22 protein-coding genes and 1 pseudogene are annotated in these 16,191 nt (G+C 35.4%); 11 read left to right on the top strand and 12 right to left on the bottom strand.

Annotated elements, in window-relative coordinates; genetic code table 11:
* Window positions 1-158 precede the first annotated feature (158 nt).
* From PDT38_RS16910 to PDT38_RS16920, 3 genes are all read left to right on the top strand, one after another.
* Window positions 159-374 (top strand): hypothetical protein, encoded by a 216-nt coding sequence (locus tag PDT38_RS16910; RefSeq protein WP_270803253.1) that lies wholly within the window; start codon window positions 159-161, stop codon window positions 372-374.
* A 26-nt stretch (window positions 375-400) separates the two neighbouring features.
* On the top strand, window positions 401-640 hold the full coding sequence (locus tag PDT38_RS16915) for a hypothetical protein (protein WP_270803254.1): 240 nt from the start codon (window positions 401-403) through the stop codon (window positions 638-640).
* A 160-nt stretch (window positions 641-800) separates the two neighbouring features.
* Complete coding sequence (locus PDT38_RS16920) at window positions 801-1,238, top strand: GNAT family N-acetyltransferase (protein ID WP_270803255.1); 438 nt, start codon at window positions 801-803, stop codon at window positions 1,236-1,238.
* Window positions 1,239-1,274: 36 nt separating this feature from the next.
* On the opposite strand, the gene PDT38_RS16925 is transcribed toward PDT38_RS16920, so the two are convergent.
* On the bottom strand, window positions 1,275-2,036 hold the full coding sequence (locus tag PDT38_RS16925) for an N-acetyltransferase (RefSeq protein ID WP_270803256.1): 762 nt from the start codon (window positions 2,034-2,036) through the stop codon (window positions 1,275-1,277).
* Window positions 2,037-2,199: 163 nt separating this feature from the next.
* On the opposite strand from PDT38_RS16925, the gene PDT38_RS16930 reads away from it, so the two are divergent.
* Window positions 2,200-2,919: a hypothetical protein gene (locus PDT38_RS16930; protein WP_270803257.1), complete on the top strand. Its 720-nt coding sequence runs from the start codon at window positions 2,200-2,202 to the stop codon at window positions 2,917-2,919.
* A gap of 48 nt (window positions 2,920-2,967) precedes the next feature.
* On the opposite strand, the gene PDT38_RS16935 is transcribed toward PDT38_RS16930, so the two are convergent.
* The 6 genes and pseudogenes from PDT38_RS16935 to PDT38_RS16960 form a co-directional block, all read right to left on the bottom strand.
* Window positions 2,968-5,607 (bottom strand): MMPL family transporter, encoded by a 2,640-nt coding sequence (locus PDT38_RS16935; protein WP_270803258.1) that lies wholly within the window; start codon window positions 5,605-5,607, stop codon window positions 2,968-2,970.
* On the bottom strand, window positions 5,604-6,059 hold the full coding sequence (locus tag PDT38_RS16940) for a MarR family transcriptional regulator (RefSeq protein ID WP_270803381.1): 456 nt from the start codon (window positions 6,057-6,059) through the stop codon (window positions 5,604-5,606). Before PDT38_RS16940 ends, PDT38_RS16935 begins: the two co-directional genes overlap by 4 nt.
* A 105-nt stretch (window positions 6,060-6,164) precedes the next feature.
* A complete protein-coding gene (locus PDT38_RS16945; protein ID WP_270803382.1) occupies window positions 6,165-6,911 on the bottom strand; it encodes a class I SAM-dependent methyltransferase in 747 nt (248 codons plus the stop codon).
* 30 nt (window positions 6,912-6,941) lie between these two features.
* Window positions 6,942-7,622, bottom strand: coding sequence for an aspartate/glutamate racemase family protein (locus tag PDT38_RS16950; protein WP_270803259.1), 681 nt, complete (start codon window positions 7,620-7,622; stop codon window positions 6,942-6,944).
* Entirely contained in the window at window positions 7,619-8,137 is a 519-nt protein-coding gene (locus PDT38_RS16955) for a DinB family protein (protein WP_270803260.1), read from the bottom strand. Before PDT38_RS16955 ends, PDT38_RS16950 begins: the two co-directional genes overlap by 4 nt.
* Before the next feature lie 20 nt (window positions 8,138-8,157).
* Window positions 8,158-8,629: pseudogene (locus PDT38_RS16960) on the bottom strand (DinB family protein).
* A gap of 192 nt (window positions 8,630-8,821) precedes the next feature.
* Between PDT38_RS16960 and PDT38_RS19525 the strand changes: the two are divergent.
* Together PDT38_RS19525 and PDT38_RS16965 are read left to right on the top strand one after the other, a co-directional pair.
* Window positions 8,822-8,887: a hypothetical protein gene (locus PDT38_RS19525; protein ID WP_394356306.1), complete on the top strand. Its 66-nt coding sequence runs from the start codon at window positions 8,822-8,824 to the stop codon at window positions 8,885-8,887.
* Entirely contained in the window at window positions 8,865-9,161 is a 297-nt protein-coding gene (locus PDT38_RS16965; protein ID WP_270803262.1) for a MerR family transcriptional regulator, read from the top strand. The genes PDT38_RS19525 and PDT38_RS16965 overlap by 23 nt, the downstream gene beginning before the upstream one ends.
* A 217-nt stretch (window positions 9,162-9,378) precedes the next feature.
* On the opposite strand, the gene PDT38_RS16970 is transcribed toward PDT38_RS16965, so the two are convergent.
* Window positions 9,379-9,615 (bottom strand): hypothetical protein, encoded by a 237-nt coding sequence (locus PDT38_RS16970; protein WP_270803264.1) that lies wholly within the window; start codon window positions 9,613-9,615, stop codon window positions 9,379-9,381.
* Between the two features lie 312 nt (window positions 9,616-9,927).
* Here PDT38_RS16970 and PDT38_RS16975 point away from each other — a divergent pair, with 312 nt between their 5' ends.
* The 4 genes from PDT38_RS16975 (at window position 9,928) to PDT38_RS16990 (ending at window position 12,126) form a co-directional block, all read left to right on the top strand.
* Window positions 9,928-10,260, top strand: a complete 333-nt coding sequence (locus tag PDT38_RS16975; RefSeq protein WP_270803265.1) for an HIT domain-containing protein — start codon at window positions 9,928-9,930, stop codon at window positions 10,258-10,260.
* Window positions 10,261-10,530: 270 nt separating this feature from the next.
* Entirely contained in the window at window positions 10,531-10,950 is a 420-nt protein-coding gene (locus PDT38_RS16980) for a MarR family winged helix-turn-helix transcriptional regulator (RefSeq protein WP_270803266.1), read from the top strand.
* 19 nt (window positions 10,951-10,969) lie between these two features.
* Window positions 10,970-11,353: a rhodanese-like domain-containing protein gene (locus PDT38_RS16985; RefSeq protein ID WP_270803267.1), complete on the top strand. Its 384-nt coding sequence runs from the start codon at window positions 10,970-10,972 to the stop codon at window positions 11,351-11,353.
* Window positions 11,354-11,682: 329 nt separating this feature from the next.
* Window positions 11,683-12,126 carry a GNAT family N-acetyltransferase gene (locus tag PDT38_RS16990; protein ID WP_270803268.1) on the top strand — a complete coding sequence of 148 codons (444 nt, stop codon included), beginning with the start codon at window positions 11,683-11,685 and terminating at the stop codon, window positions 12,124-12,126.
* Between the two features lie 211 nt (window positions 12,127-12,337).
* Here the strand turns inward: PDT38_RS16990 and PDT38_RS16995 are convergent, their stop codons facing one another.
* Window positions 12,338-12,748 carry an Lrp/AsnC family transcriptional regulator gene (locus PDT38_RS16995; protein WP_270803269.1) on the bottom strand — a complete coding sequence of 137 codons (411 nt, stop codon included), beginning with the start codon at window positions 12,746-12,748 and terminating at the stop codon, window positions 12,338-12,340.
* A 188-nt stretch (window positions 12,749-12,936) separates the two neighbouring features.
* Here PDT38_RS16995 and PDT38_RS17000 point away from each other — a divergent pair, with 188 nt between their 5' ends.
* On the top strand, window positions 12,937-13,698 hold the full coding sequence (locus tag PDT38_RS17000) for an MBL fold metallo-hydrolase (protein ID WP_270803271.1): 762 nt from the start codon (window positions 12,937-12,939) through the stop codon (window positions 13,696-13,698).
* Between the two features lie 188 nt (window positions 13,699-13,886).
* Here PDT38_RS17000 and PDT38_RS17005 read toward each other — a convergent pair whose 3' ends face one another.
* From PDT38_RS17005 to PDT38_RS17015, 3 genes are all read right to left on the bottom strand, one after another.
* Window positions 13,887-14,393 (bottom strand): YfiT family bacillithiol transferase, encoded by a 507-nt coding sequence (locus tag PDT38_RS17005; RefSeq protein WP_270803273.1) that lies wholly within the window; start codon window positions 14,391-14,393, stop codon window positions 13,887-13,889.
* Window positions 14,394-14,768: 375 nt separating this feature from the next.
* Window positions 14,769-15,266 (bottom strand): flavodoxin domain-containing protein, encoded by a 498-nt coding sequence (locus PDT38_RS17010; RefSeq protein ID WP_270803275.1) that lies wholly within the window; start codon window positions 15,264-15,266, stop codon window positions 14,769-14,771.
* Window positions 15,263-16,132, bottom strand: a complete 870-nt coding sequence (locus tag PDT38_RS17015) for a hypothetical protein (protein WP_270803277.1) — start codon at window positions 16,130-16,132, stop codon at window positions 15,263-15,265. Before PDT38_RS17015 ends, PDT38_RS17010 begins: the two co-directional genes overlap by 4 nt.
* Window positions 16,133-16,191 lie beyond the last annotated feature (59 nt).

The raw sequence follows: 16,191 nt of genomic DNA on the forward strand, positions 1-16,191 counted from the left end.
CTCTTTTTGTATTTTTAGGATTTATGATCGATAAACTTTTCTAATATTAACTAAAATTTTCGACATTTTTCGTTAGATTTTTCAAAAACTTAGGTTTATATTAAAAGAATATTTAATGGCCTATTATGGAATTTACGTGAAAAGAGTCAACGATATTAATGATATTAGTCATGAGAAAAGGATACGCTATCCCTATTGAAACTTTGCGTCAATTAGCAGATGGTATCATTATTTATACGTCTCATTTACAGGCTGTGAATGATTATCGGTTTGATTCCTGCCTTCTAATTGAGCAACATTCTAGGTTAAAGCAGATGGTCCAATTTGCAAAAGAAAACAATGTCATAGCATTTATAACATTTCAAGAAAACTAATATTATACTGACTAGTGAATTAAATCATGCCACCCGGTTTTGATAATGGTGCCTCTACCACCATCTCTTCTATTTGTCGAAATAAAGCATCTCAAAGAAAGCTGCTAAAAGATCATCATATCCCTTCACCAGATTCAATCAGGGTAACAAGTGAAAAGGATTTAGAACATCTTTCTTTCACCTATCCTGTCATTATTAAGCCGGCCACAGCTGCTTCAAGTTCTCATGTTTATTTAGGAGAGATTTGTTTAACAAATCTAACATGATGATTGAAAATGAAGATCGTAACCCAACTAAAAATGCTGTTGGCAAATATGTTGTTGAAGCTAATCTTCATCCATGCTGAAAGTTTTATCTTGTTAAACCTCACTTCACTCCGTTAGACTGACAATATAGATAAATGCCACCAAGAAAGGACTGAAATGAATGAATGTCAAAAGAATCATAACTGAACGAGATCTAGAAATAGCTTTTGAGATTAGAATAGCAGTGTTTGTTGAAGAACAAGGCGTTCCATTGTCTGATGAACTTGATCAATACGATACGCTTGATGAACAATGCCAGCATATTTTGGTTTACTATGATGATAAACCTGTTGGAACTGGACGAGTTCGCTGGGTGGAAGACATCGGCAAACTGGAAAGAATTTGTCTCCTAAAAGATTATCGAAAATTCGGACTAGGGAAGGTCATTGTCAAAGGGTTAGAGGACATCACTAGAAAAAAAGGCCTTACAAAGGTAAAGCTGCACGGGCAAACACAGGCACAAGGTTTTTATAAAAAACTAGGCTATCAGACTACATCAGATGTATTTATCGAAGATGGTATCCCACATGTTTTGATGACAAAAGAATTAACTACATAGTAAAGCAAAAAGGCTGCTACAAGAGCGGCCTTTTTCTCATACATTTCCTAACTTCTGAAGTAATTTTTCAAATTTGTTGACACTCATGATTTCGTGGGTGATAAATCTACCTTGATAAAACACGGCAAATGTCGTCCATACCACCGGTCCATTTTGCGCCTCAGCTTTTGTTTTGAATTGATAGGACTGAAAATGGACACCGTTTCTATCCGCTACTTTTCGTAATTCTTCTAACATCCCAACAGCAAATGGACATTGGGCTGTATAGTAAATGACTATTCCCTTGTCATCTACTTCGTTTTGTTTTACTTGCTGTTTAAAGCTAGGATTAACTCCTTGATCATTCCACTTTAAAACAGCTAATTGAAAATAGGGGTCTGCTTGATCGGAAATTTTGAAGCCCATATGTTCAAAGAACCGCTGATCACTCAAATAAGGAAGCTTTTTCTTTCCTACGATATGAACGACTCCGTCCATACCGCGAGCTTTTGCATCATTGATACATTGATCTAGCAATTGTTTTGCATGACCATGGTCCTTATATTTCCCAGAGACCCAGAGACAGTTGATATACATGTAATTTGGCGCATGGAGCGGAATCCAGGCCTGATCTGAGGGCATATATTCAATAAAAACTTTTGCTCTTTCATTTAAACGATAAAATACTAACCCTTCCTCCATCCGCTCCTTCAGCCAATTCTTCTTCTCATGAACAGCCTGCTCATACTGTTTTGCACCTAATGCACAACAAATGTGATGATCATCAATATTGTCCTTTGTTAATTCAATGTATGCCATAGTTCGCTCCACCTCTTCATTAGGTAAAAGAAATCACGAAACTTCTCTTTCATTATAAAGCTCAGCTCTTCTTTTTAGAAATCATTTTATGAGCCCCGAGTCTCTCTTTGACAAAGGTTTTTATGGGTATGGGTCGAACAACATCTATAAAGGAGGGAGCAAAATGAGAAAAATAAACCGTTTATTATATATATTGGGGCTTATATTATTCCTTATTTCAGTCATACCGTTGTTACAAATCACACGTGAAATCGTTACTGGGTGGTTGATCGAGCATCAATATACGATTCACCATGTCTATACAGAAGAGGATGGCTTTCCAACACATATTGATGTCCAAGAGATAACGGTCAATGATCGACATATCAAAATTGTTGAGGAGCAAACAGGCAAAAAAGCAAATTTAACTCCATTTGATATAGATGAGGGTGTGGAAGCAGGGGATATTGTAAAAATTCATCTTTATGTAAGTGGTAAAGAAGTGACAAAAGCAGATGAAATTTGGCTGTCAAATCGCGATATAGGTGGTCGTTACTTCTCTTGGCTTGACATTTTAAAGGTGAACAAGCAAATTGCTATTATACAAAGACTCACAGATGATGATGTTGAATTGAATTATAGTAAATGGAAGATCATTTGGGTTGATGAAAAAGGAGATATACTAGAAGAAAAAATTTCTTATCAAAAACGAGCAAAACATCCACTTGCTGTTCGTTTAATTACGTTTTCAGGTACATCGTTAATACCGATAGGTTATCATTCAGATGTATTAACGGGATATCCCTCTATTTTTTTCCCGCTCATATATCCAATTGTGACAGGAACAGCAGGATTTATCTTGTGGATTTCAGCCATTATTTACAGAAAAAAACACCGATATTAGATCTTACCGAAAACAAGAGAGCAAGAGTGATGAATCAAAATACCTTCATCACTCTTGTTTTCTAGAAAACGGCCACCAGTTACCTTCCCCTAACGATATGATGACTGATGGAATCAAAAGCGGAAGGATGATGAGCCCGTAAAGCAGCAAACCGATTATAACAACAGTGGCGACTTGCATTAAAGTATTTACCCCTGATGGCATCATTGCAGCAAATGTACCTGCTAGAATAATCGCTGCTGTCATAATAACAGAACCCATTTTACTCATTGACCTTACAATACCTTCAGAAATTCCGAGGTGAATTTCTTCTTTAAAACGATCAAGTAAAAAGATTGAATAATCTATTCCTAAAGCAATGAGTATAACAAAACTAAAGAATGGTACGGCCCAGCTAATACCATCATCGCCACTGATTCCTACAAAAATGAATTCCGTTATAGATATGGCTGTATAATACGTGACAAATAGAGATGCAAGCATATAAATTGGCATCATTATTGAACGAAACAAGATGGATAACACGAAAAACAAACCACCCACCATGATGATCATTGTTCGAGATAAATCGGTGGTGGAGATATCTTTTAAATCTGCATTTTGACTTGTCACTCCCCCATACATAATTGTTGCATTTTTTAAAGGGGTACCTGCGACTTCATCTGCAACAGATTTTTTTATTTTACCAATTGTTGTAATCGCTTGTTCTGAATATGGATTCATATCTAATTCTACGCTTAATTGAACACCCTTGCCATCTGAAAATGAGTAATGATCAATAGACTTTTGAAAGTCTTTGTTTTCCATCACCTGCTGAGGGATAAATATTCCCGTGTCATTTAAGTTTTTGCTTTTACTCATTTTCTTTAAAATTTGACGAGATTTAGACATACCATCCGCTATCTTCTCAAGACCAGCCTTTGCACTCTTCACACCATCTGCCAACTGCCCGAGGTAATTTTTTAGTGTCCCTGCCTGTTTTTGCTGTCCAGCAAACTGTTGATTTGCCTGCTGAAGACTGCTTTGAATTTTTACCAATTGGCCGTTGATCGCTGTCAACTGAGGAATCGCCTCTGAAACATTGCCCGTTTGCGCCATCTGTTTGCTGACAAATCCTAGCTGATGATTGATCTTTCCTAAACCTTTTGCCGCAGCTGCTAGTGAACCTCCTGATTGTTGATTTGTTGCTGAACTAGCCGCTTGCCCGGCTATTTTTTTCAGACCTTCTTCTACCGTCGTTAAACCGCTCTGAACATCGTCAAGCCCTTTCGTTGTCTTTTCTAATCCGTCTGATACTGCCGCTAACTGGTGGTCTATATATAATTCATCCATTTTCTTTCCGGTTGGCTGTGTGATGGTCATGACCGAATCAACATGCTCCACTTTCTCAATTGTTTGACTAAGGTTCCCGAGAAATGGGATTGTATCAGCTGTCGTTAACTTATTTTCTCCCTTGATTACAATACTCACAGGAAAAGCTTTGCCTTCACCAATACCTTCTTTAATCGCCTCTATTCCTTTTACCGATTTATAATTACTGCTTATTTCTGAAGTAGAATCAAAAGAAATTTGATCATCATATGTCAGAATAAACGGTACGGTCATGACAGCTGTAATGATGATAAATAAAAATGGTCTTGCAACTGACTGTTTTCCAAGAAAGGACCATAAACGGTTATCATCATGAGAAAAAACCTTCTTCGACGGCCAAAATAATTTTTCTCCCAGTGTCACCATAAACAATGGTAATAAAGTATATAGCACCAGCATTAAAACGCCAACCCCGACTGCAACCCCTACAGCAGATTGAAATACAGCAAACTTGGCAAAACCCAAAGCGGAAAATCCAATTAACACCGCAAATCCGCTGATAAAAAGTGTTTTCCCTGCGGTACGGTAAGCGATAATGGTCGCTTCAATTTTGTCATGTCCTTTAGCCAGCTCTTCACGAAAACGTGTGAGGATCAGAATACAATAATCTGTCCCAATTCCAAACAAGATGGCTACTAAAAAAGTTTGGGTAAAAGTCGAAATCGGAAAATCAACATGTTCCACTAAGATTGCTAATAACGATTGACTAATAAGATAGGAAAACCCAACTGTGATCATGGGAATGAAAGGGGTAACGATTGAGCGAAAAACAACTAAAAGTAAACCTACAATTAAAATTACTGTAATGATTTCTGTTTTCTTTAGGCCTTCCTCAGAACTGTGGGCAAAGTCCTGGTTAATAAGAGAAGCGCCTGTAATGTATGCCGTTAACTCATCTGGAACCATTTTATAAATGTTGTCCGCAATCTTTTCTACCTGTTGATCAGATCCTTTAACCATAACAGGCAAGAGAACGGTCTTCTGATCCTTAGATATAAGTTGGTCACGCGTTTCTTTATCAAAAGGAGAAGTTACCCCTTTGACACCAGCTATTTTTTCAATTTGATCAATGACCTTAGCCAATTTTTCATGTTCTAAGGATTGATCTAACTTAAATACTACGCTAATGGTCTGATGATCTTCACCAGCACTTTTTAAAATGTCCTTTGCCCTCTCTGACATTAAATCAGCTGGTAGCTGAGACTGTCCCTTTTGATTTGCCAATTCCGTTAAGTTTGGGGAACTTACGTTTAATAGAGCAGTAAGCATCAAGAGAATCGCCGCAATCAACCATTTGAATTTCACAATCAATCTCATTCGGAAAGGTCTCCTTTAAATTTGCCTTTTAAAATTGTAAAAATCATAATAAAAGAATCTAAATGTTCCTCATCCGCTTCATCTATTAGCTTTCTTAAAGCTTTAAAAATAGCAGAATTTAATTCCTCTATTATTTCTTCGCCTTTTCTCGTAATTTTAATTCGTTTAGAACGTTTATCACGATGGATTTGAGAATCATCCCATTCAACAAACCCTTTTTCCAACAACTTTTTCAACCTGTTGGAAATAGCGCTTTTATGAACATTTTGTATGAAAGCCAAACGGCCTGGAGAACATGAACCTTTTATTTTTAAAATCGTTAACAAATCAGCCTGTTCTCTGGAAATATGTTCAAACAAGTCCTGATTGATTTCCCGTTGCACATATTCTGTAGCATCAAATAATACTTCAGCAAAAAGATCGATTGCTTGGGATAATTTCTTTTCATCCAGAAGCTACCACCCCCACATTTAGTTTAGACCCTTAAACTATATGATGTTGATCTTAATTTTAGACATTAAAAAAAGAGCCCGACATCTCTCAGGCTCATTGTCTCATCAGCTCTTTTTCACTTTAAAAACGATAAAATCGGGACATCTAAAGTCTTCTTCAAATGAAGGATATTGTTTTAGCAGCTCTTCTGTTGGCTTTGGTTCAATGATGCCTTCTAAACGAAAACCTGTTTTCATGAGGGTGTTGATATAACTTGTTAAGGTTCTATGAAAAAACAACATTTTTTCCTGATCACCTAACCTTTGTTCATATGCCCCTTCATAGAAATATTGATCGACATTCCAATGCAATTTTTTGCCCTCTTCTGTTTTCTCCCAACCACTTTCAGGAGTTACAAAACAGGGGTGTAAAATGGTAAAAATAAATGTGCCTTGATCTCTTAATAACCTGTACATTTCTCGAAATGCTTTTTCATAATTGGCCAGGTCATGAATCACCATATTCGCGATGATCAAATCAAAGCTATGATCCTCTAAAAAGTGCAAGTCTTCACAATTCCCTTGCTGATAATGAATTTGTAAATCTTGCGGTGTTCTTTTTTTAGCTATCTCGATCATTCGGGCTGAATAATCTACAGCCGTTACATGAGCTCCAGACTTTGCTAACATTCTACTTAAATACCCTTCACCACACCCTGCATCTAACACATTTTGGTTGGTTATTGTTTCAATGAAAGAAAATATCGCAGGGTTTAAAAAAACTTCTTTATGAGTGTCCCCATGTTCGGTATGGTTCTGCGAATATGTATCAGCAAATCGGTCCCACCTTTTCATCGCTTCTTCTGTACCCATATGTTTCACACTTTTTCCTCCCATTCACCGTTATGCCTTGATTGATACATACTGATGTACAATGGCTTTAGCCAGACTAGCTGAAGAATCAATCAGGCATAGATTTTCCGCCTGCTTATCAGTCACTACATTTAAATCTGTACATGCAATAACAGCCGCATCAACTTCTTTGGCTAGTTCTTCAGATAGCTTGTTCCACAATGACAAGGAATCATTCACATGACCACTTTTAATGTTTAAAATCATTTGATTTACAAGAGCTTGCCAACTGTCTTTATGAATATAGTCGAATCCATTCTTTAAAAAAGCCTCTTGATATACCCTAGATTCAATTGTCAACTGAGTAGCTAATAACGTTATTTTCTTGGATTCTTTAGGGATTATTTTCATGGTTTCATCAATCATGTTTAATAAAGGCACAGTAACTGCATTTTTTAGTGGTTTAAAATAAATATGTGCAGTAGTACAAGGTATGGCAATAAAATCAACACCTGTCTTTTCAAGTTTGCGAGCACCGTTTATAATAGCTCGTTCCATCTCTGTGTGATCTATTGGTTGATCAATGTAGAAAGGGGTTGGACATGAATAAATCATCATGTGCGGAAAATCCAGATCATATGTAGCACCATAAATTTTTTGACATTCGTCTACAACTTTATCTACAAATGGGCCAGTCGACTTCGGTCCCATTCCTGCTAATATGCCAATCATCGTTGTCCTCCCATGTTTAAATATAAATAAAGCCCATAATCTGTCGGGACAGAAGCGTATCCTATTTGCCTCAACATAGCTGTTATATTTCCTCGGTGATATGTTCCATGATTGACCACATGGATCAGTAGTTCAGAGATACTATATTTTATGAATTCACCAGAAGGGTTTTCAATCGCCAGCGGCTTATTCACGTTTTCTGCTTGCTTAAGGAACGATGTGTATCGGTTTGATAACTGCTCAAACATGGTTTCCATTTCTGCTAGTTGTTTTGAAGCTGTTTGTTCGATTTGTTGTTCAGCAAACTTCAAGGCATCTTTCAAACTTTTTCCAGAAAAAACTTCAAGCCAACTATGATCAGAAAGATAAACATGTGCCAACACATGAGCAATCGTTGGAAATACACTTTGAATCTCTTGCTGATAAACTTTCGTTGGAAGCTCTTTTAACCGGTTAAACACTTGGTGATTTGCCCAGGTGTTGTATTCGTAAAACTGTAATTCAGGAGATGCCATCTGAAATCCTCCTCTTAATCTCAAATGAAAGGCCGATCAATTTTAACCGTTCTTAAATCATCAAAAAGTTGACCGGTATGGACTGATTCATGATATGTAATTCTTAACAACATATCCCCAAGTTTGCGAATATACCCAACCTCAGACCGATCTATATGAATAGCTGTTAAATCATGAACACTCAAAAATTTGACAAAATCTAGCAATTGATTTCGAAAAGGTTGTGCAAATTCTAGCTCTTCAGTCACTGTTATAAATATTTTTGATTCATGAGAATTAGCCAGCTTCTCAAAAGCTGCATCTACATGTTGTTTTAACACTTGATGGTAAAGATATTCTCCTTCAAGGACATGTCTTATCATTTCTTTACATGACATTACATTTGAATCAGGGGCTCCAGTCCAACTTTTCTTGAGGAATACCTGCCCAAAGCTTCACACTTCGGCGTCTCACCTCTTCAAAATTCAACACAATAAGATCAATTGGATTCATTCGTCTATCTCTCCTCCTTTTTACTCACGATAGTAAAAGTTCTCTTTTATATTTAAAAATTCCTTTAAAAACCGAAATTTCTTCTTTCATCTAACCTCGCGTTACCCCTTTATAATGGACACTATACATGCCATTCCTTAAACAAAAAAGGAGGAAATAATAAAAATGGAAAAATATTTAACCATTGGTCAGATGGCAAAACGTGCTGGTGTTACAATTCGGACATTAAAGTACTATGAAAATAGGGTTACTGAGTGACTACGGAGAAAACAGCATCCGACTCTACCGTATATGCGACTTAGATAAACTCAAAAAAATCCAGTCATTAAAGTTCTTAGGCCTTTCTTTAAAAGAAATCGACGATATTTTAAAAAATCCGAAAGATGAATTAAAAAAACGAATCTATTATAAAAAACAAAAGTATATCGAGGAAATGGAAGAGATACAGAGAATCATTGACAAGTTAAATATAATGAATGATGTCATTAATAGCAGTGATCACATCGATTTAAGCATTTTTTACTACATTTGAATAATTAGGTTTTAATAGCTCTACTTTTAAGGATTGGAGCTCAACCCCTAACTCCTTTAATTTCTGCATGGTTCCATCACTCCCTCATATAATCAATACTGTATTCTATCTGCTATGCTCGAATCATATAACAATAGAAGACAAGGGAGTCTTGTCTTCTAGCAAATAAAAAACCCGCTATTTTCTCACTTGACTGAGAAGATGTGGGTATATATACTCATATGATACTGTTTTTCTTTTCGATTTCCTGACTTACGTTTCGAATATTTTTAATATTAATTAGCCAGAAAAAGCTTACCAACATGTAGTAAATAGCTACAATAGACAAATTATCAGTTACATTTTCCCAAACAGGCTTTGATAAATAGAAATGCCCCCAAAGAAAAAATGCAATAAGTAAAGTGAACGGCATTATAATATGAACCATTGAATATAAAAGTTTATCAAACTTCATTTTTTATCCACCCCCCCTTTTTCAACTAAAAGGGATGTTGCCATGTACACTTACCTCCATAATATATAATGGTTCCAGCTAATGCAACGGCGTTTGTAATAGTTTAGCTGCTTCCTTATAAGCTTTCTTTTGAAGATACCCCAACAGCCCACCTTCGAGTAGCCTTGATCAAAGTGAATCATGGTGGGGATTTATTAATGCAACGAATAGTGGTGGGATGATACTTGGAAGTATGGTTGCAGTTTATTTTGTTGCCAGCTTTTTTTATGGATTATCAGCTTTTATGACAAGGTTTTTAAAAGAAATGCTAACATGACCGAAGATTTTTACTGCGAAGAAGTATTAAGTGGAAAGACAAAAGTAAATAAAGTATTAGAAACAGACCATGTACTAGCTTATTATCATACAAAGCCTTTTTATCCAGTCCATATTGTTGCTATACCAAAAAAACATATACCTTCACTCATTACACTAGAAGAAGACGATAACGATTTACTGCTTGAACTTCTAGGCGTAGTGAAAGAGGTGGCTTCAATGGTAACGAAAGAAAAAGGCACCTGCAGGGTGATAACAAACCTGGGGACTTATCAAGACTCTAAACATTTACATTGGCATATCGTATCTGGGAAACCGCTTAAATCTTAAATAGAATGATAAGTAAATGATGGGAACTCACTGTGACTGAAGTTCCCATTGTTATTTCACCATGCCCAGTTTCTTAGAGTTAACAAGTATTTGACAAAAAATATCGTTTAACTTCATTTGCCATCTAGTTCAAACCGAATTGTGGCCCTCCATTCTCTGTAAGCAAACCCACAACTGTTACCTATACATATTTCATTGCTTGTAATCCAAAAAACAATCAGTTACACTGATTATATAAAATACTTATTATCATAGGTGGTGAATATTAAATTGAATAAATGGAATCAGTCTTATGGTTTTATGCTTGGAAAGGTTCTGCAACGGATGGAAAATAAGTTTGCTGAAGGACTGATCCCCTTTCATATTAACGCAAGACAATATGGAGTACTTTTATTTATTCAGGAAAATCCTTACTCATCACAAAAAGATATTTCTGAAAACCTAAAAATCGATCGAACAACGATGGTGAGCCATATTGACCATTTGGAAAAGTTGGGGTTTGTCGAAAGAACAAAGAATCCTAATGATAGAAGATCCTATAGCCTTGTGATGACTGAAAAAGGTCATGAAGTGCTGGATTCACGTTGGGAATTTTTAATCAATACAGAATCAGAAGTTTTAGCTCCTTTAACCCAGCAAGAAAGACGATTGCTTAAAGAGTTTCTTGTTAAAGTTTGGAGATCGCTATAGAAAACAGGAGGTTATAAATATGAACGCACTTGATTATTTTAATGCGCGTCTAGAAGCAACAATAAGCCCTATGGATTATTTGAAGTCTAAGCAAATAGAACCATATAAATATTTCTTAATTGATGTTAGAAATGGTCCAACTCATGTCAGAAGTTTAACTATTGAAGATGCTAATATTATTCCTGAACAAGAGTTACCAGAACGTATAAATGAAATACCAAAAGACAAAGAAATTATTGTCTATTGTTGGGATGTCTGGTGTAATACTGCTGCAAAAGTTGCAAAATTTTTATTGGAACAAGGTTATAAAGTGAAAGAGTTGACTGGAGGTATTGCAGCCTGGCAACAAATGAATTTTCCTGTTTCAAAAGCAAACAACATATCTGATGATTGCGGGTGTTGAAACAGGACTTACAGTAAGGAATTCATACTGGACTTACTCAAACCACATACTTCTCTTACTCGAAGAAGTAAATAGCGAAATATAAAGGAAGCCTTAAAATCAACTTATGGGCTTCTTTTAATATTTATTGTAAGTCTATAGTAATAAATGGTAAAATCGAGAAGGTTGTCATTAGCATATTATAAGCTATGACCATTCATTACATAAAAAGGGGTTGAGGCGAAATGAAAAAAATGCTTAATGGGTGGTTTACTGCTTAGTTACCGAAACTGACAAGCATATTCCACCTTTTCTTGATCATCAACATCATAATGAAAGGTGGAAAAGAAATGGGTATTTCTTTGAAAGAAATTAATGCCACTAATTGGTATGAGTGTACAGAACTTTCAGTAAGTGAAGAACAAAAAAAGATATTTCCAGTCTCTGTTGTATATTGGATGGCAAGTTCTAAGTATGAGTATAATAACGAACTTGAGTTACTTGCTGTATATTATGAAAATTTAATTGTTGGTGTCGTTGCATATGGTATTGACCCTGATATTCATGCACCATGGATTACTACAGTCATGATAGACGAAAAATATCAGGGAAAGGGATATGGAAAAGAAGCCGTTAAGCAATTGATAGATTTGATTGTTAAAAGGCATCATTACAAAAAAATAATGATTGGTCATAGACCAAACAATGATGTTGCAGCCAAATTATATGAGTCTTTAGGTTTTCACGAAATTGAACAAACAGAAGATGAGATTGTAAGATGTTTACAGTTATAGTTTAGGCTACAATATTATCTAAAAACAAGGCTGATGGTTTTCCTTTCAGCCTGGCTTGTTACTTTATTTCTTAGTATGCCTTTCAGTTTTAAGTACTAATGCTAGAGCGCATTTTCTTCCATAAAAACTCTCCGTCTCATTCAAAAACTTTTTTAACATTGTTTGTGGATTGAATGAACGGCCTTTCATACAAGAAAGTGTGAATGTAACACTATTTATTAATAACAATCGTCAATTTATAATTTGCATGCTTGTTTAAACTTTGCAAAAACTGATTTAACAATTCGTTTGAAGGGAATTTACACTCTAGAAGATAACATCCATCCCCACTAATTTTATAGTTATTGATTACATATTTCTCTTGCATTTTAATAAATGAGAGATACGGTTGGTGATGAGTGTTTTTTGTATAAATATTAATAAAAGCATGAACAAAATATCCTAATTTAACTTGGTTGGCTTTAATGGTATAGCCCTCAATTACTCCGTTATCTTCTAATTTAGTAACTCTAGCTGCAGCTGCTTGCCCTGTTAAATGGACTTTATCTCCTAATTGTTTCATCGTAATACGACTATTTTCAGATAACTCTTCTAATATTCGCATGTCTGTGTGATCCAACATAAAATCATATCCTTTCAAAACGAATCTAAAAGTACTTTCGTGACAGGAAATGGCTTCCACCATCACAAAATAAAATAAACTCTTTCAAAAATCAAGGCAAACAGTAAAAACACTTGATTTTATCTATGTATCTGTTAATTGACCATAGTATAAACTAAACGTAATTCAAAGAAAAGGAGACTTGAAAAATGAATATTCAACAGATTCGTAATGCTACACTAGTTGTCAAATATGCAGGTAAGAAGTTTTTAATAGATCCAATGTTAGCAGAAAGAGGTACTTATCCTCCTTTCCCAAATTCCCCAAGACAGGATCAAAATAACCCTTTAGTAAGTCTTCCTACATCAATTGACAATTTGATTAAGGATATAGACGCCATTATTGTCACTCATTTGCATTTAGACCACTTTGATGATGTTGCCAAAGACATTTTACCAAAAGAAATTAAAATGTTTGTACAAAATGAAGAAGATGCTAAAGAAGTCAGAAATGCCGGTTTTCAAAATGTCGAAGTTCTAACAAAAGAAACGACTTTTGAAGGTATCCAATTAACGAAAACAAAAGGAGAACACGGTAGAGGAGAAATATTAAAACTTGTTGGTTTAGTCTGTGGAGTTGTGTTCAAACATCAGAATGAAAAAACGCTGTATATAGCTGGAGATACGGTTTGGTATGATGCGATTCAAGAAGAGCTTGATACACATCAACCAGAAATTATTGTCGTAAACGGCGGAGATAATCAATTCTACGAAGGTGGTTCTCTCATGATGGGTAAAGAAGATATTTATAAAACGTATAAAGCTGCCCCAAACGCTCAAATCATTGTTGTCCATATGGAAGCCGTAAATCATTGGGGATTGTCTAGAAAAGAATTGAAAGACTTTATGAAGGAACAAGGAATGTCATCTCGTGTAGCAGTACCTGATGATGGTGAATCATTCTCGTTATGATAAGGACAGTAACAGTGTTGATCATTCAGTCAAGGAATAATCAATGAATGTTCTCATTCCCAAATAACTAGCCCATAGATTGAAAAACAAGCCCTGTTCTCTCAATCTATTGGGCATAGTTATTGGTTACTTTTATGTATTTCCGCTAAGTTAATAATACCTACGATAAATTTAAATTACAATTCCTTCTACTGTAACGCTTGCTCAATATGCGCCAAATGATGATTACCATGCCATGCATAAAGTGCAATACTTTGATCAAGCCGCATCTTCTCTCCATCAGGATACTGGTATGTTCGCTGTAATTGAGTCGTTGTTAAATTCTCAATTAAATATGCCCAACGTTTATGTAAGTTTTCCAATAATTGCAATGAATTTTTAATAGGTGATTCATAATCTTTTAACTTTGCCCATTCACTTTCCTCATACGTTTTCACAATTGGATTTTCTTCAGTCAAAGCTAACTTCATGCGCATATAACCATTTAAATGGCTATCAACAATATGATGAATCAGTTGAAACACATTCCAACTGTTTTCTCTATACATTTTGGATAATTCAGCTTCACTAAGTGATTCAGTTAGTCTTTTTAAACGATGAGGTAATGTTCTAATTTCTTTCACCCACATTTGAATATCTGTTTCCTGTACTTCTTGGGGACAATCGAATTGTCCGATTGGGTATTTTTTATTCATTGAAAAACCCTCCATTCTTATTTAACAGAAACGTTTTTTACCCATCTCTTGTAACCAAATGACACTGGTATCATAGTTTTCTCACCTTCTATATCTATTTTATCTTATAAAAAAATACGTTACATTTATTGTGATCAAAAACCCACATAAATTTTTCAAAAGAAAATATCTTAGACCGCTGAAGGAAGTTTATAGCATTGATTTGCTAGACAATGAAAAGCACAAATGTCTTGGTCATCACTGTCTCTTTCTCTACTAGCATCTTATGAAGTGTATCCGTCAAGATAATTCGAAGCTTACTCGTGCTGTAAACGCTCATCGTTGAAACTAGACAGAAATTTTATACTTTCATATTAAAAAAGGGCTGAGATAGCCCTAATGTACAACGTCCATATGATTTTCCAACTGATTCACAAACTCCTTAATTGCCTTTGTATTTAGGGCTGATGTATCTGTCACAACACCGCTAACCTTTTTTACGATTGCTTTTTCAATGAAATTCATTTTAGTAACAAGGAACTCTCCACCAAATAATCCATGCACAATGGCTTTCTTTCGTAGTTCTTTTGGAAAAGCTTGCTCAAATTGCTTCTGGGCCGTCTCCCCTTCTTGCATACAGCAAAGAAACAAACCTAGTTTTTTATGAAGAAGGATCTCCATATTATTTTTCATAAAGCTTCTCAACTTCCCTTGAATTTGACCTGCATGAATGGAACCACCAATCAATACATACTCAAACTCATTTATATCAACTTTAATTTTCTCTCTTTTTAAATCTATCGACTTTATTTCTCCAGGGAGTTGGCTGACTAAATGTTTTACAGCCTTCTCCGTTGTTCCGTGGTTTGAACAAAATACAACTAGCGTTTTCATATATTTTCCTCCTTCACACTTTTTATGGTATAAACCGCTAGGATAATTGTCACTAGATTTATAACGGGTATGATGATAATTGCAGGAATCCCATCTGCTCCATTAACAAAAATCGCAAACAGAATTTTTGATAAAAGAGCAATCATTATTAAAGATAAGAAAACGAGGTAGATAGCAGATCCTATATAGCCAACTGGTTTCTTTTGTATTACAAACAAACCAGATAAAAAGCTTAGAGGTAGAAACAATGCTAAATCTAATCCTTGTACCGGTAATGTCGTGTAGTGTTCAAGTGTCTCTGGATATTTTCCATTTATTAGTGGATAAACGATTATGGAAAGCCACATGCCCCCAATGAGGATGGCATTAAATATAAGGAACCCTCCGATTAGTTTTACAGAGAGCTGATTTCTAAAAATGCTTTTTCCTAAATTCCAGTCATGGGATAATATGGACAGGACAAAGGAAAAAAAGCTAGCTGTCAGCAGGATAATATAAACTAAAAACAATTGATTGTACATCGCCATTACTAAATAAAATAAATAAGTCAGTAGAAAATAAAGTAGAGTACCCGATAGCATAAGTCTAGCCTTTACGGAACCTCTCCTAGATAAAAACAGCGATAAAAGCAACAAAGGAACTGCAACTAATAGAGTTACCCCATCTTGGGCAATGCCTTGTATGGCTACTTCAGAGGACATATGTTTGTATATCCCTTTTCCATAAATCAATACAGTCTCTCCACGAACGGAGGTCATTTCAAATTCTCCAGGCCCTCCTTCTGAAAAGATTCCTATTGTAGCTGCGAACACAGCAAAAACAACAATAATGAGTATTAAAACCGTTAACGTTTTTTGAAACTTCATCTTTCCTCTACCCTTTCATTTATGTAACATATTACATAAATGATACCACTTCACCTCAT

The sequence above is a fragment of the Bacillus changyiensis genome (genome assembly GCF_027706145.1).
Taxonomy (GTDB): Bacteria; Bacillota; Bacilli; order Bacillales; family Bacillaceae; genus Bacillus; species Bacillus changyiensis.

Excerpts from the sequence above, each read along its gene's own strand:
- PDT38_RS16910 (WP_270803253.1), top strand. The coding sequence starts at position 159 with ATGATATTAGTCATGAGAAAAGGATACGCTATCCCTATTGAAACTTTG.
- PDT38_RS16955 (WP_270803260.1), bottom strand. The coding sequence starts at position 8,137 with ATGGCATCTCCTGAATTACAGTTTTACGAATACAACACCTGGGCAAAT.
- PDT38_RS16990 (WP_270803268.1), top strand. The coding sequence starts at position 11,683 with ATGGGTATTTCTTTGAAAGAAATTAATGCCACTAATTGGTATGAGTGT.
- PDT38_RS16985 (WP_270803267.1), top strand. The coding sequence starts at position 10,970 with ATGAACGCACTTGATTATTTTAATGCGCGTCTAGAAGCAACAATAAGC.
- PDT38_RS16925 (WP_270803256.1), bottom strand. The coding sequence starts at position 2,036 with ATGGCATACATTGAATTAACAAAGGACAATATTGATGATCATCACATT.
- PDT38_RS17010 (WP_270803275.1), bottom strand. The coding sequence starts at position 15,266 with ATGAAAACGCTAGTTGTATTTTGTTCAAACCACGGAACAACGGAGAAG.
- PDT38_RS16995 (WP_270803269.1), bottom strand. The coding sequence starts at position 12,748 with ATGTTGGATCACACAGACATGCGAATATTAGAAGAGTTATCTGAAAAT.
- PDT38_RS16930 (WP_270803257.1), top strand. The coding sequence starts at position 2,200 with ATGAGAAAAATAAACCGTTTATTATATATATTGGGGCTTATATTATTC.
- PDT38_RS16935 (WP_270803258.1), bottom strand. The coding sequence starts at position 5,607 with ATGAGATTGATTGTGAAATTCAAATGGTTGATTGCGGCGATTCTCTTG.
- PDT38_RS16970 (WP_270803264.1), bottom strand. The coding sequence starts at position 9,615 with ATGAAGTTTGATAAACTTTTATATTCAATGGTTCATATTATAATGCCG.
- PDT38_RS17015 (WP_270803277.1), bottom strand. The coding sequence starts at position 16,132 with ATGAAGTTTCAAAAAACGTTAACGGTTTTAATACTCATTATTGTTGTT.
- PDT38_RS17005 (WP_270803273.1), bottom strand. The coding sequence starts at position 14,393 with ATGAATAAAAAATACCCAATCGGACAATTCGATTGTCCCCAAGAAGTA.
- PDT38_RS16915 (WP_270803254.1), top strand. The coding sequence starts at position 401 with ATGCCACCCGGTTTTGATAATGGTGCCTCTACCACCATCTCTTCTATT.
- PDT38_RS16950 (WP_270803259.1), bottom strand. The coding sequence starts at position 7,622 with ATGATTGGCATATTAGCAGGAATGGGACCGAAGTCGACTGGCCCATTT.
- PDT38_RS16920 (WP_270803255.1), top strand. The coding sequence starts at position 801 with ATGAATGTCAAAAGAATCATAACTGAACGAGATCTAGAAATAGCTTTT.
- PDT38_RS17000 (WP_270803271.1), top strand. The coding sequence starts at position 12,937 with ATGAATATTCAACAGATTCGTAATGCTACACTAGTTGTCAAATATGCA.
- PDT38_RS16975 (WP_270803265.1), top strand. The coding sequence starts at position 9,928 with ATGACCGAAGATTTTTACTGCGAAGAAGTATTAAGTGGAAAGACAAAA.
- PDT38_RS16965 (WP_270803262.1), top strand. The coding sequence starts at position 8,865 with ATGAAAATAGGGTTACTGAGTGACTACGGAGAAAACAGCATCCGACTC.
- PDT38_RS16945 (WP_270803382.1), bottom strand. The coding sequence starts at position 6,911 with ATGGGTACAGAAGAAGCGATGAAAAGGTGGGACCGATTTGCTGATACA.